At 70.0% G+C, this 13,033-nt stretch carries 12 protein-coding genes; 4 read left to right on the plus strand and 8 right to left on the minus strand.

Annotation, left to right across the window (positions count from 1 at the left end; translation table 11 throughout):
- Nucleotides 1–93 precede the first annotated feature (93 nt).
- The 8 genes from BLT97_RS26495 to BLT97_RS38655 form a co-directional block, all read right to left on the minus strand.
- Nucleotides 94–411, minus strand: coding sequence for a hypothetical protein (locus tag BLT97_RS26495; protein ID WP_141760735.1), 318 nt, complete (start codon nucleotides 409–411; stop codon nucleotides 94–96).
- Nucleotides 412–498: 87 nt separating this feature from the next.
- Nucleotides 499–1,488, minus strand: coding sequence for a thiopeptide-type bacteriocin biosynthesis protein (locus BLT97_RS26500; RefSeq protein WP_070200812.1), 990 nt, complete (start codon nucleotides 1,486–1,488; stop codon nucleotides 499–501).
- The gene (locus BLT97_RS26505) at nucleotides 1,470–2,699 is read right to left on the minus strand and encodes a lanthionine synthetase C family protein (protein ID WP_070200813.1); all 1,230 of its coding nucleotides are present in this window, start codon (nucleotides 2,697–2,699) and stop codon (nucleotides 1,470–1,472) included. Before BLT97_RS26505 ends, BLT97_RS26500 begins: the two co-directional genes overlap by 19 nt.
- On the minus strand, nucleotides 2,696–5,761 hold the full coding sequence (locus tag BLT97_RS26510) for a lantibiotic dehydratase (protein ID WP_070200814.1): 3,066 nt from the start codon (nucleotides 5,759–5,761) through the stop codon (nucleotides 2,696–2,698). The genes BLT97_RS26505 and BLT97_RS26510 overlap by 4 nt, the downstream gene beginning before the upstream one ends.
- 95 nt (nucleotides 5,762–5,856) lie before the next feature.
- Complete coding sequence (gene fxlA, locus BLT97_RS26515; RefSeq protein ID WP_030881377.1) at nucleotides 5,857–6,060, minus strand: FxLD family lanthipeptide; 204 nt, start codon at nucleotides 6,058–6,060, stop codon at nucleotides 5,857–5,859.
- Between the two features lie 51 nt (nucleotides 6,061–6,111).
- Nucleotides 6,112–7,350, minus strand: a complete 1,239-nt coding sequence (gene fxlM / locus BLT97_RS26520; RefSeq protein ID WP_093614450.1) for a methyltransferase, FxLD system — start codon at nucleotides 7,348–7,350, stop codon at nucleotides 6,112–6,114.
- Between the two features lie 203 nt (nucleotides 7,351–7,553).
- Nucleotides 7,554–8,201 carry a hypothetical protein gene (locus BLT97_RS26525; RefSeq protein ID WP_070200816.1) on the minus strand — a complete coding sequence of 216 codons (648 nt, stop codon included), beginning with the start codon at nucleotides 8,199–8,201 and terminating at the stop codon, nucleotides 7,554–7,556.
- Nucleotides 8,198–8,332, minus strand: a complete 135-nt coding sequence (locus tag BLT97_RS38655; protein ID WP_245769555.1) for a DUF5999 family protein — start codon at nucleotides 8,330–8,332, stop codon at nucleotides 8,198–8,200. Before BLT97_RS38655 ends, BLT97_RS26525 begins: the two co-directional genes overlap by 4 nt.
- 66 nt (nucleotides 8,333–8,398) lie before the next feature.
- Between BLT97_RS38655 and BLT97_RS26530 the strand changes: the two genes are divergently transcribed.
- The 4 genes from BLT97_RS26530 (at nucleotide 8,399) to BLT97_RS26545 (ending at nucleotide 12,936) form a co-directional block, all read left to right on the plus strand.
- The gene (locus tag BLT97_RS26530) at nucleotides 8,399–9,517 is read left to right on the plus strand and encodes a tyrosine-type recombinase/integrase (RefSeq protein ID WP_245769318.1); all 1,119 of its coding nucleotides are present in this window, start codon (nucleotides 8,399–8,401) and stop codon (nucleotides 9,515–9,517) included.
- Nucleotides 9,514–11,802 (plus strand): tyrosine-type recombinase/integrase, encoded by a 2,289-nt coding sequence (locus BLT97_RS26535; RefSeq protein ID WP_070200818.1) that lies wholly within the window; start codon nucleotides 9,514–9,516, stop codon nucleotides 11,800–11,802. Before BLT97_RS26530 ends, BLT97_RS26535 begins: the two co-directional genes overlap by 4 nt.
- Nucleotides 11,789–12,205, plus strand: coding sequence for a DUF6262 family protein (locus tag BLT97_RS26540; protein ID WP_070200819.1), 417 nt, complete (start codon nucleotides 11,789–11,791; stop codon nucleotides 12,203–12,205). Before BLT97_RS26535 ends, BLT97_RS26540 begins: the two co-directional genes overlap by 14 nt.
- Nucleotides 12,206–12,276: 71 nt before the next feature.
- The gene (locus tag BLT97_RS26545; RefSeq protein ID WP_070200820.1) at nucleotides 12,277–12,936 is read left to right on the plus strand and encodes an HAD family hydrolase; all 660 of its coding nucleotides are present in this window, start codon (nucleotides 12,277–12,279) and stop codon (nucleotides 12,934–12,936) included.
- Nucleotides 12,937–13,033 lie beyond the last annotated feature (97 nt).

Below are 13,033 nucleotides of genomic sequence, written 5' to 3' on the forward strand. Positions count from 1 at the left end.
GCGCGCCGACACCTCGGATCTCCTGGTCTGTCCCCTTGTTAGGGCACAACTTGCACTGGAACAACCGGTACACCTCGGGTGTACGGGCTCGCCTCATGCGCCGGAGGCGGCGGGCCTGCGCCGGACATGCTTGCACCGGACACCGCGCTCGATGTCCTGGAGCGAGGGTCTACGGGACGCCCCGCAGTCGGTGCACTCGCTCGGCCAAGGCATCGAGCGGGCACCGGGGTAAGGCCCCTTCGGCTCGTAGCCGGCCGCACGCATCACCTCCCTGGCCTCCCGCTCGTCGGCGGTCACCTGGGTGGTGGGCGGGGGTCCGGAGACGGGCGGCGGGAGCTCGAAGCTCTGTGGGTGTCCCCCGAACAGCACGCCGAGGCTCACCCATTGCTTCTGCCGCGATGGAACGGTCATGGCAAGTCCAATCTCGCACGACTATGGGTCGCTTCTCCGAGGCCTACAGCTGGTGGCCCTTGGCGGTTGACACGGCTCGCGGCCGACCTATGTCCCGCTTTCCCGGTGCAGGATCGCCGCCCTCGCTGCCCAGGCCAAGACGCTCTGTCCCCGCATAGACAGCCCAAGCCGGTTCCAGTGAAAGATCACGTGATAGCTGAGCACCTGCCTCAGCCCCCGGTCGAGCGTCCCGTCCTGTACGGCACGGCGGAGTTCCTGCCCCGTGCTGCGGAAGGCGGCGGCCCATTCGGCGACGGGCTCCAACAGCCCGCCGGGGCGCAGCAGTACGTCACTGTCGGCGAAGAGCAGCGGCCGGATCTCCTGCGCGCGGGCGTCGAGCCGGTCTGCCGGGACGTCGCTCACGGCCGATCGGTGCTCTTCCGTGATGACGCGGTGCCACACGTCCCCCTGCTCGTACCACTCCAGACCCGCGGCGCGCATCATGATCGTGCAGAGGAGAACGGACAGCTCGCGCGGTCCCACGGCCAGGTCTCCGCGCTGCCTTAGTTGTTGCGCTTCTCGGCTGTCGGTGACGAACAGATCGTGTGCGGCCGTCATGCTGGCCGGGCCCCCGAATGCTGCGGTTTCCGGCTCGTAGACCCCGGGCCAGCAGCGTTGCAAATGCCCATCGGAGACGAGACGGTCGAAGCCGTCGCCGAGGGCCAGTTTGGCCCCGATTACAGGTCGCACGCGCAGGCGCAGGCGCCAACACGGGTGCTTGCGGGTGTACCACCAGCCGCTCATGGTCCCCGCGGCCTCTGCCTCCCCCAGCACGGGGAGCACGTGCGTGGTGAAGGTGGTGTCGGCGTCCGTCCAGTCGGTGAAGTGGAGATACACCTGCCACCAGTCGGTAGTGGCGGCGTGGCGGGTCAGTGCTTCCCGGCCGGCTTGGTTGTAGACCGCCACGGCGTCGGACAGGATCGTCGGTTCCATCCCGTACTGAGCTGCGACCTCGGGGATCGGCAGGCCGGTGAGGGCAGCGGAGACCGCGCGCTGAATCGGGCTCGGCTCCGTCAAGATCAGTTGATCAAGAGACATGCATCCCATCCGGAGATCGGGGCCTGCTGTGAGGCGTAGGTGGTGAGGGCGAGCGCGGTACCGGCGTCCCCGTTGATCAGGCCGGGCTTGGGAAGGCCGGGCTGGGCGTTCGCTGCGAGGGTGTCGCCGAGGCGCTTCGGGAGGGTCTGAAGGCGGGGGTCGAGGGCATCGGCAGCGGCGCGGGTTGCGGTCTGGTAGATGCCTGCCCAGCCGTGGCACAGACCCGAGTCGGTGACGTGGGAGAGCTGTTCGGGGTCGGTCAGGGCGCGGTACAGGGCGTCCTCGTAGAACGCCTGGACGTCGGGGGCGCGCAGGGCGAGCCCGGCGAGTTGCCCGGCTCGTGCGATGCCCGTGGTTCCGTAGCACCAGCTCGGCCGGGTGGGAGCGTCGTGGTGCGGGCGCCCGAGGTCGAGATCGCGGCGGGAGATGTGCTCGGGCCACCAGGGACCGGAGGGACTGAGCTGGCACCAGGCGTCAAGGTGTTCGCAGATGCTCCAGATGGCTTCGCGGTGGCCGCTGACGGTGATGCCGCGGCGCATGGTCTGGGCCAGCAGGAGGAGCGGGCCGGTGATGCCGTGGGCTGCACCGAAGTTGCCGTGGCCGCCCGGGAAGTGGGGGGACTCGCCACGGGCCGGGTCGTGGCGGACCCACCAGCCGGGCAGGCCGCGGCCGTCGGGGACGAGGGGGCGGGTCAGGGCAACGAGGTACTTCAGGACCCGTTCCAGGGGGAGCCCTTCAGGGTCGGTCCGCAGGAGGTACGCGCCGATGCCGGTGAGGCCGTAGAACAGGTCGTACTCGGCGAACGTGGGCAGGTCGCCCTTGCGGATGCGGGTGAGCGCGGCGTCCACGCGGCGGTGGGTCAGGTCGGTGATGTGCTGGTGCAGGGTCCGGCGCGCTGGTTCGTACAGGTGCTGGAAGGACGGCGGGATGGTGGTGAGGACGAAGCCGAGGGCCGGGGCGCCGAGGAACAGTCCGGCGGTGTCGGCCGCGCTGATGTGCCCGGCCGCTGCGGCGGTGATCCATTGGTGGGCGGGGCGCCAGGAGCCGCCGTGACGGCTGGCCATCTCGATGTGCAGCAGGCTGATTCCGGCGGCGCCGTCGGCGAGGGACTGCACCGCCCAAGGCTCGTCCGGGGGCGGCGGAGCGGGTTGCGCGAGGCGGGCGGCGTACTGCTCCAGAATCGTCGCGGTGGTGGCGGCCGGCGCGGTCATCGGGCGGCCATCCTGTGCTGGAGGGCCGCAGTTCGTACGAGCCGGATCGTGGTCTCCTCGGCGCGCGGGCCGACGCCCAGGGCCCGGACGTGGTGCTGGTGCAGGAGCGACCGGGCGACGCCGAGGGGATCACGCTGACCGGTCAAGGCGTTCCGGTAGGTGTCCACGGCGACGGCGCGGGCCCGCCATGCTTCGGCGACCGCAGGGCCGCCGGGGAGGGCCGCGAGCGCGGAGGCGCCGTTCGGCGCGGCGAGTTCGAGCACCTGGGTACGCAGGGTCCGGTTCAGTCGCCCCGTGCTCTGGGGGAGGTTGCGCACCAACCACTCCTCGGCCGCCGCGTTGTTCGGCGCCAGGGGCGTGACGAGGTGCAGGGCGCTGGCCGCGGCGAGGGCCTGCGGGGCGAAGGCGTCGGTGCGCTCGGTGAGCTGGATCTGTGCGAGGGCGGCGGTGGAGTCTGCGGCGAACACCTGGTGAGCTGCGTCCATGGCTGCCTCGCTGCCGAAGCGCCCGGTCTGTGGCTGGTAGGGAGCCAGGACGAGCCCGGCCGCCAGACCGGTCCCGTGCAGGCTGTCCGCCCAGGTACGGACGTGTTGTGCGGCGGCCCCGTAGGCGTCCGGCGGCAGGTGCAGCGTGAGGTCGAGGTGCTGGTCGGCGTCCGGGCGGGCCATCTCCCGGTGCCGGGTGAACCACCAGAGGGGCGGGGTGTCGCCGAACGCGGCGAGGAGGCTGGGCAGGTGGCGGCTCAGGATCTCGTCGTAGCGGCGCGGGTGGGCGTGGAGCTGCGCGAGCAGGACGTCACCGGCGCCCGGAAGGTGCCGCCCGGGGACCGGTGACGTGGCGGGGCGCGGCCGGGGCACATCGGCGGTCTCCGGCTGCAACCGGCCCAGGGAGAGCCAGATCTCGTGTGCCCGGCCGATCCAGCCGTGGGCGTCTGCGTCCGGGACCTCGCGCAGCTCCAGACGCCGGGCGTTGTCGAGGTGGGCGCGCAGGGCCCGGCGGTGGACCGGGTGGGACAGGTCGAGGGGAAGGCGCTGGTCGTACTCGATGATCGCGACCTGCATGGGGACCCGTAGCCGGTCCCGCCAGGCGGTGAAGGCGTCCTCCCACTCCTCGGTCGAGGCTTTGCGGCCGGGCAGGTCGTCGGCCATCAGCAGCCATCGGGCCTGCGTGAGGATGGTGCGGCGGTAGCGCACCCGGGGGAGGAACGGGAGCCGGGCGCCGGCGCCGAAGTCGAACGGCTTGTAGGCGGCGTACCGCCCGTTGGCCACTTCGGCGAGGAACCGGGCCAGTGGTGGGGTCTGTGTCCCGCCTTCCAGGGCGTGCAGGACCCGCACGTCGATGCGCCGGCCGGTGGAGAGCTGCACGAGGTGGAAGCTGCGCGGGTCCGCGGTGACGGCGATGTCGGCGAGCGGGATCGTCGCCTCGTCCGTCTCCTGGTGGCCGGACAGCTCGATGACGTGCGGCAGCAGCCGCGGCGTACGGGTGACGTTCTCGTTGCGATGGCGGCGCGGCGGGAACACGAGCTGCGCCGTGAGGGCGTCCGGCGCCCCGTGGTACGTGGCGGCGAGCGCGTCCTGATGCTCGGGCGGCAGGACGTGGGCGAACCGGCCGGCCATGCTGCTGCCGGGGCGGGGGACCGCGGTGAGGAGGACATCGAAGGTGCCGCTGGACAGTGCCCGGGTGCTGGGTGAGTGGACTTCGAAGGCGGCCTCCACCCGGGGTACGAACAGCCGCTCGTCCGTTCCGGCGGCCTTCTCCAAGGCGTCGACCATGTCGTCCGTCAGTCGCAGTTCATCGCGGCCGTCCAGGAGGACTTGCTGCATCAGCGCGAGCAGCAGTTCGTCGCGGTCGGTGCGCACCTTCAGGGCGGCGCCGCGTTCGGAGCCGACGTATCCGGCGGGCAGGCCCAGACCGCTGTCGGCGACCAGGTCCATCACCGGCACCAGGGCCCCGACGCCGTACCGGGCCCGGAAGCGGCGGTGGTAGTCGCGCCAGTGCTGGTAGCCGTAGGGCTGCGGGGTGGTCCGGTAGAGGGCCGACACGGCTGCCTGCACTTCCGCGATCACGGTCTGCGGGAGCTGGGTCTCGCAGTCGAGGGCGGTGTCAATGAGCAGCGGTGTCGGGGTGACGGTGGTGAGGTCGCGCATCCGCGCGGCGACGGCGCTCACGCTGGTGTCGGAAAGCGTCGGCTGGTGAGCGGACACGTCGTCGCGCAGCGCGTACAGCGCGTGGACCAGGTCCCGCACCTCGGGGACGTTCTCCGCCTGGTGCGCCTCCAGCTCCCGGCACAGGTGCTGGAAGGCGTCCACGGTGGTCATGGGCGCCCAGAGGCTGGTGATGAGGAACTGCTGCTCGACCAGGCTGGTGAGAAGGGCGTCGATCTTCTCCGGTGTGGCCTGCGGGAAGCGGTCGCGCAGGTGGCTGTGGAGCTCGCCGTAGAGGATGGGGGTGCGGGCCGCGTCCATGGCGGCGGCCACCGGCCGGGCGTTGCGGACGGATATCTCGACCGGGGCCAGCAGGACGGCGTGGCCGTCGGAGGGCGGACCCGGTGCCACGAGCCGGTCACCGCGTGCGCGGGCGGCGTTGTTGGCGACGAGCGGTAACCGCTTCAGCAACGCGGGGGTGCGCTGGAGCCGGAGAACCATGTCGGTGACCCATTCGGCGTCCGGCCGGATCATCGCGCGGTGCTTGTCCCGCCACCGCGCGCTCGCCCGGGGCCCGACCGACACCGGGGCGGTGCCGGCGAACAGCCCGAGCGGGGTCGGCCGGTGCTGCCACCGCAGGAGGTAGGAGACCGTCGACAGCGCGGTGCGGCGGACGTGACGGGGCTCGGTCTGCCGACCCCGGACGACGGCCTCGATGGCGTCGGACAGGACGGGGGTGGCCAGCTCCAGCGCGCTGCGGAAGTCCTCGCGCTGCCAGATGCGGTTCAGCCATCCGCGGGTGACGGCCACGTTGTCCAGGTCGAGGGTACGGGGGATGTCTGCCGGCCCGGGGCTGGTGGTGGCGCGCAGCATCGCAACGCCTTGCCACTGGTATCCGGCGGCTGCTCGGGAAGCCATGAGGCCCTTCCATGAGGCGGCGCGGGGAGGGGGAGAGGGGCCTGTGGGCCGGGCGAAGCGCTTCGCCCGGCCCACAGGTCAGGGGTCGACCTGGATCAGGCCGGGTCCTCCGTGAAGGAACCGCAGGCGGAGGCACCGGTCGCGCAGGTGGTGCCGCAGCCGTCGCCCGTGGAGCACATGAGGTGGCCGTACGAGTGCTCGGCGATGACGACCTTCACGTCCAGGGGCGCGAAGTCGTCGTCCAGGTCCGCCGACGGCGCGGGCGCGACCGGGGGCGGGGCGAGAGTGGCGCTCGTCATGATGTGCCCTTCTTCTTGTTGGGGTGGTGCGGGATTACCTGGCTCCCGGTGTTACGCCGAGGGCCAGGAGAGCGAGACCCGGCTGTGCACCTTGTCGATGACCCGGTCGGCCGGGATCTGGTCATCGGGGGTGCCAGCCGGATAGACCCGGATGACCGGGCTGGGGCCGCCGCGCCGGTTGGCCTCCCAGTCGCGGAGCACGTCGGCGATCTTGTCGGCGAACTGCTCCGCGTGCGGGCCGAGGGCGTGCACGCCGTACTCCAGGTGCTTGTTGTCCTCGGTGCGGCGGGTGACGAGGTAGGCGAAGGTGTCGTCCTCGACGGCCGCGAGGGCGAACCGCTTGTTCACGGGGGCGACCAGCCCCGAGTCCGAGTTCTCATCGACGGCCATCGTGCAGAAGCCCGGCAGGGAGATCGCCATCGCCATCTGAAGGGTGTCGATGAGTTCCTGGATGCGAACAGTGACGCCGGTCCACAGTTCGTGGCGCGGAAACGTGACGGCGTTGTCGAGCCGGTGCGGGTCGGCCGGCAGGCCGTCATCGAACTTGAGCCCGATCTCCGGGGTGCCGTTGACCAGGAGGAGTTCTTCCCGGTGGGCGGTCGAGCCCTGCATCGGGACGAAGCCGCAGATCCGCGCCGACTCGCTTTCCAGGTAGGGACCGTGCTCGCCCGTGACCTGGATGAAGGCGACCGACCGGGTCAGGCCGCGCATCCGCAGCGGGACGACGAGCCGGCCGCCCTGCTTGAGCTGCGCGGTCCACGCCGGGGAGACGTCCCAGGCCCCGGCGGTCACCATCACGACGTCGACCTCACCGAGGTCCGGGATGGGCTCGGCGGCGTCGGCGGTGACGACGTGCACTCGGCCGTAGCCGTGCTCGTTCAGGAGCTGGCGCGCGAGATCGGTGACGACGGGGTCGATGTCCACGGTGACGACTTCACCGTCCTCGCCGACGAGTTCGGCGAGGTAGGCCGCGTTCAGCCCGCCCGAGCCGATCTCCAGGACCCGCATCCCGGGCTTCACCTGGGCCTGCTCCAGCATCATGGCCTGGATCTGCGGGGCGGAGACGGAACTGAGCTGCACGCCGTGCTCGTCCGTCTTGGTGATCACGGCGGCGTACGTGTCGTACGCCTTGTCCAGCGGCGTGTCGGCGGGGGTGAACTCGTGCCGGGGCACCTTGCGCATCACCTCTTCGATCTCCGGGGAGGAGATGTTGCCGTCCGCGCAGAGCTCGTCCACCACCTTGTTCCGCAGGCGGGTCGCCTCGTCGGGCTCGACGGTCGTGTTCGTCATGGACTTCCTTCGGTCGTTCGTGTTCGGGGGCGGGTGGGCCGGCACGCGTGCCGGGGGCCGGGAGGCTATCGGCGAAAGCTCTCCGTTCTCGTCGGACCGCCGAAAGTTGGCGGGTTCGTGCTGGACGGCGCGCGAAGGTCCGGCGCCGGTGGTGAGCCGCCCGGCGGTCCTGTCTGTACCACTCAGGACAGCCGGGCGGCCGTCTAGGCGGCGGGCACAAGATCGTCCAGGTTGACGACCTTGTACTCCCGCAGTTCCCGTACGAGCTGGGAGGCCAGGAACATGCCGATCTGGGGATGGCGGTAAGGGATGGGGGAGTCCATGTCCGAGAGTGCCTGTAGGCCGCTCGCGCTCCACTGGTACGCGTGGCCGATCACGCCGTACAGCGGGAAACGGGTGGCGAGAAGCGCTACGTGGCCCCTTGCCCTGAGCCGTGGGCACCGGCCTGCCGCCATCCGGGCGTGCTCCAGACAGACCGGCGGCTGCGCGGTCTTCACTGGACCGTCGTAGCCCTCTTCACCCGCCGTTTCCAGGAAGAGGATGCCGTCGGTGCGCTTCAACTGGACGGTGCATACCTGGCACCGCAGCAGCGCCATCGTCACGCGTTGACGGTGCGGGTGAACCATCCGCCAGCGCGGTGTCCCGCAGGGCTGCCCGAAGGTGTCGAGCGACATGGAGTAGCGGGCCCAGAGCACGCCCTTGAGGTCCCGGTCCGGCGGCGCCTCATCCACGTATCGGAGACGTGGTCGGCCGTCCGGCCCGCGGCCCATGCGCAGATTGAGGAATGAGTCGGCCTCTTCGCCCTCCCGGGCGGTGATGTAGGGCACGACGATCTGGGGAGCGGTGGTCACGCGGTGCTCCCGGCGGCGAGCGCGACCGGCCGGTGCGGAGCGACGATCTGGCCGTCCGGCAACAGCTCGCCGGTGTCGTCGACTATGCCGATCAGTCTTCCGGGTGTCTTTGATGTCCAACTCGCTTCCATGGGAGGGCCTTTCGGTGCTACATGGACGGGTTCTGTTCGCCTGTCCATGTCGTCCTGGGGTGTGGTGTGTCGTTCGCTGTGCAGAGACTGCGGTTGTCCGCGGACGGTCCGGTCTCGTACACCGTGGTGGGGGCCGACGGCTTGCCCGTCGATGCGGTGGAGGAGTTCCTCGGGTACCTGGCGGCGAGGGGTGCGTCGCCGAACACGGTGCAGGGCTACGCGTACGACCTGCGGGACTTCTTCGTCTGGCTGGAGCAGACGGGCCTCGACTTCCGGCGCGTGCGCCTGGAGGTGTTGGCCCAGTTCTTCGACTGGCTGCGTCGTCCGAAGCCGGCCCGTGCACCGGGGGTGTTCGTGCTGCCCGGTGTCGGCCAGGCGCTGGAGAACACCACGTTGCAGCGGAAGCGGGCCGCGCTCGCGTCGTTCTACCGGTTCCACGCCCGGCGGGACGAGGACGTGCCCGCGCTGCTGGGAAACTTGCTGGGCAGGCAGCCGACCGGCTCCTACACGCCGATGCTGGCGCACACCCAGCGGGGCGGTGAGGTCGAGTACAGCCCGATCCGCATCCCCGCCCACCGCAAGCCGCCCCGGACGCTGACCGAGAACGAGGTCCAGCGGCTGATGAGCGCCTGCAACCGGCGCCGGGACCGGTTCCTTATCGCTCTCCTCGACGACTCGGGGCTGCGGATCAGCGAGGCCCTGGGCCTGCGGCATGCCGACCTGAACCTCCGCAAGGGAGAGGTGCACGTCGTTCCGCGCGAGAACAACGCCAACCGGGCCCGCGTCAAGGGCATGAAGGGCCGGATCATCCCGGTGAGGCCGGAGCTGTTCGATCGCTACGCCGCCTACATGGAGAGCGAGTACGGCGCGCTGGACTGCGACTTCGTGTTCGCCAACCTCTTCCGCGCGCCGATCGGCTCCCCGATGACCCGGGCGAACGTCAACGAACTGGTGGAACGCCTGCAGAAGCGGACCGGCATCACGCACTTCTCGCCGCACGCCTGCCGGCACACCTACGCCACCCGGCTGTTGCGGGCCGAGGTGCCGATCGAGGTCGTGGCCGAACTCCTCGGTCATGCCAGCCCGCAGACCACGGCCGAGATCTACAGTCACCTCGATGTCGAGGATCATCGCCGGGTGCTCCTCTCGGCCGGGATCATCAGGGACGGGGCATCGGCCCGGTGAACACGCCCCAGACGCACCGGGGTTCGGCGGGGCTGCTGGCGAAGCTGATGGAGACGGTGCGCCCGGAGTTCCGGGCCGAGATGTTCTGTCCGCCGCGTGACAGCCCGGTGTTCTTCCCCGGTGAATGCCGCATCGTTTCCTGCCCGACGACGCTGACCATGGGCTCGCTGAAGCTCTGTCGCACCCACCATCACCGCTGGGTGGCCGCAGGACGCCCGGCCGACCTGGACAGCTGGGCCGCGGACGAGGACGCGCGCCTGCGCCGCCGCCAGCAGGTGGCGGCCTGCCTGGTCTCCGGGTGCAACCGGGCCAGGGCCGCCCACGGCCTGTGTCACCGACATGCTTCGCGATGGACCCACGCAGGGCGGCCACCCCTTGAGGACTGGGTGGGACGCACCCTCTATCACCCACCGCGCAGGCCGTGGGCCGCCGAGCGAAACTGCGAGTTTCCCGGTTGCCCGCGCTGGACCGACAGCACCGATGCGCCGCTGTGTCACACGCACCACACCCGGTGGCGCAAGCACGGCCGCCCTGACCTCACGAGCTGGTACGACGACCTTGCTCACCGCGGCGACCCGAAGATCCGCCTGAGTCAGCTCGATCCAGCACTCCGTCTGGAGTTCCAGTTCGGCCTGCAGCACCGGCTCGACGAGGGGCTGCGGTTCACCCCCGCCCGCGACGTCCGCCGCGCGGTCACCTGGGCCTGCGAGGCGCCGGTCACCAGCCTTCTGGACTGGGACGAGACCAGCTGGCGCGATCACGTCGCGCCGCTGAGGGCCGACGGACGGCGTCACGGCTACAACGTGGTCGCCTTCCGCTTCATCGCGGACACTCGCTTCGCACTGGAGCACCTGCTCATCGCCGATGATCCGTGGGCCGACCAGTATCCGCGCGAGATTTGGGACCTGCGGCACTTCGCCCTGGCCGAAGGCGAGATGCGCTACCTGCGCTTCGGCGGCATAGCTCAGCCCTGGCTGCGCGAGCTGGCCAAGCGGTGGTGCCGCTGGCGCATCAGCATGAACATCAGCGTCAACACCGTCGCGCAGAACCTGCGCTCCCTGACTCATCTCTCGCGGCACTTGCCGCCGAACGCCGATCCTGGCGACCTGACCCGGGCCAGGATCGAGACGTGGATCGCCGCCTTGGCCGTCGATTACCCGGACGTGTTTACCCGCCGGGCGGCGGTCAACTCGCTGGGCCGGTTCCTCGCGGATGCTCGCGCCCACGACTGGCAGCCGGGCCTGCCCCGCGACGCCGTTGTCTACAACGACGCCCCGCCTCCGCCGCCGGCCAAGCCTCGCTGGATCTCCGAGCACCTGATGCGGCAGATGGAGAACCCCGCCAGCCTGGCCTTGATCGCCACCGACGATCTCCGCCTCATGGTCCCGCTGCTGATCTCCTGCGGCCTGCGCATGAAGGACGCCCGGCGCCTGCGGTTCGACTGCGTCACCCACGACGACACCGGAGCCCCCTACCTGACCTGGGTGAACCACAAGATCCACGGGCGCATCGCGTTCTTCCCCATCAGCCAGGCCCTGGCCGATGAGATCGCCGCACAACAGAAGCGCGTCCAGGCCCGCTTCCCCGCCGGAAGCCACTTCCTGTTCCCCGGCTGGGTGGCCAACCTCAACGGCAGCAAGGCTGTCTCGGACAGCTGGTGCCGCGAACAGATGGAGACCTGGCTGGAGCGCATCCGCCTCATCGACGAGCACGGCCGCCCCGCGCGGGTGACCTTCCACCAGTTCCGCCACACGCTGGGCACCAGGCTCATCAACGCCAACGTCCCGCAGCACATCGTCCAGCAACTGCTCGATCACATGTCGCCGCAGATGACGGCCATCTACGCCCGGCTGCACCAGAAGACCCTGCGCGAGCACTGGGAGAAGTCCCTCAAGGTCAACGCCGAGGGCGAACCCGTCGCACTGCCCGTCGACCACCCGCTCGCCGATGCCACCTGGATGCGGCTGTCCCTGGTCCGCGCCAAGGTCAGTCTCCCCAACGGCTACTGCGGAGCCCCCATCCAGACCGACTGCGAGTACGCCAACCCGTGTCTGGACTGCCGCTTCTTCATCACCACCGGCGACTTCCTCGACCAGCACCGACGCCAGCGGGACGAGACCCGCAAGCTCATCGGCGACGCCGAGAAGGCCGGGCTGTCGCGCATCGTCGAGAAGAACACCCGCACGCTCGGCAAGCTCGACACCATCATCGACGCCCTGGAACAGGCCGGACCGCAGCAGATCGTGGCCGGCGGGAAGGTGACCGATCTCGATGCCACCGGCTGACAACGCCCACTTCCTCGTCGAAGCGTCGAAGACGCGCAGCAGGCAGGCACGCGAGCGGGCCGAAGAAGCCGTCAAGGCTGCGGCTCGCCGCAGTGAACGGCCCACGGTCGTCGGCATCGCGAACGCTGCCGGTGTCTCCCGGTCCTGGCTATACACGCAGACCGACCTCATCACCGCGATCAACCAGCTCCAGACGCGAGCCCCGGCACCACACCGCAGCGCCCGGCACGCGGCCAGCGACGCCTCCCTGCAACGCAGGCTGGAGACCGCGCTCGAACGCAATCGGCAGCTTCGCGACCAGGTCGCCGACCTCACCCAGAAGCTGGAGATCGCCCACGGCGAGATCCGCCGTCTCCGCGTGCTGTCGAGCACCCCGGTGGGTGGTGCAAGCAGCTCGGGGTGAAACCCCGGCAAAGCCGACGACAGCCCTACGCGGTGCGATGCCTGAACCGGCGCCCCTCTACGCTGCTGATCATGACGCAGAGCCCTGTTGAACTGGTGATCTTCGACTGTGACGGCGTGCTGGTGGACAGCGAGAAGATATGCGTCAAAGTCGACGCCATGATCATGGCTGACCTGGGGTGCACGTTCACCGAAGCTGAGATCATCGAGCGGTTCGTGGGCTCGTCCACCGAGGTCTACACCGCAGCAGTCGAGGAACGACTCGGACGGCGCCTGGAAAAGGGATGGCAGCAGAAGTACGAGCATCTGTATGAGGCGGCCTTCGAGGCCGAACTGACTGCTGTCGACGGCATCGCCGAGGTCCTGAAGAGCCTCACCACAGGCGTCTGCGTCGCCTCGAACGGTGATCACGCCGGCATCCGACGAAGCCTGGAAATCGCCGATCTGACGAACCACTTCGAGAACCGCATCTTCAGTGCGGCCGACGTCCGCCGAGGCAAGCCCGCACCCGACCTCTTCCAGCACGCTGCACGCTCCATGGGAGTACAACCCGAGCGATGCGCGGTGATCGAAGACAGCGCATACGGGGTGCAAGCAGCTCGGGCCGCCGGCATGCGAGCCTTCGGATACTGCGGCGGCCTTACCCCGGCCTCGCGACTGGAGGGGCCAGGCACCGTCGTCTTCGACGACATGCGCAACCTGCCCGAACTGCTGGCGACCGCCACCGCCTAAGCTCGCACAGCCCCTCGCCCAGAGCCGCTGAAACGACATGTCCATCTCGCAAAGCAGCACGTCAGACCAGCCCTTGTGACTGGGAGATCGACATAAC

Source organism: Streptomyces indicus (assembly GCF_900100315.1).
In the GTDB taxonomy this organism is placed as follows: Bacteria; Actinomycetota; Actinomycetes; order Streptomycetales; family Streptomycetaceae; genus Streptomyces; species Streptomyces indicus.

Coding starts and splice junctions, on each gene's coding strand:
- BLT97_RS26495 (WP_141760735.1), bottom strand. CDS start 411: ATGACCGTTCCATCGCGGCAGAAGCAATGGGTGAGCCTCGGCGTGCTG.
- BLT97_RS26500 (WP_070200812.1), bottom strand. CDS start 1,488: ATGTCTCTTGATCAACTGATCTTGACGGAGCCGAGCCCGATTCAGCGC.
- BLT97_RS26505 (WP_070200813.1), bottom strand. CDS start 2,699: ATGACCGCGCCGGCCGCCACCACCGCGACGATTCTGGAGCAGTACGCC.
- BLT97_RS26510 (WP_070200814.1), bottom strand. CDS start 5,761: ATGGCTTCCCGAGCAGCCGCCGGATACCAGTGGCAAGGCGTTGCGATG.
- fxlA (WP_030881377.1), bottom strand. CDS start 6,060: ATGACGAGCGCCACTCTCGCCCCGCCCCCGGTCGCGCCCGCGCCGTCG.
- fxlM (WP_093614450.1), bottom strand. CDS start 7,350: ATGACGAACACGACCGTCGAGCCCGACGAGGCGACCCGCCTGCGGAAC.
- BLT97_RS38655 (WP_245769555.1), bottom strand. CDS start 8,332: ATGGAAGCGAGTTGGACATCAAAGACACCCGGAAGACTGATCGGCATA.
- BLT97_RS26540 (WP_070200819.1), top strand. CDS start 11,789: ATGCCACCGGCTGACAACGCCCACTTCCTCGTCGAAGCGTCGAAGACG.
- BLT97_RS26545 (WP_070200820.1), top strand. CDS start 12,277: ATGACGCAGAGCCCTGTTGAACTGGTGATCTTCGACTGTGACGGCGTG.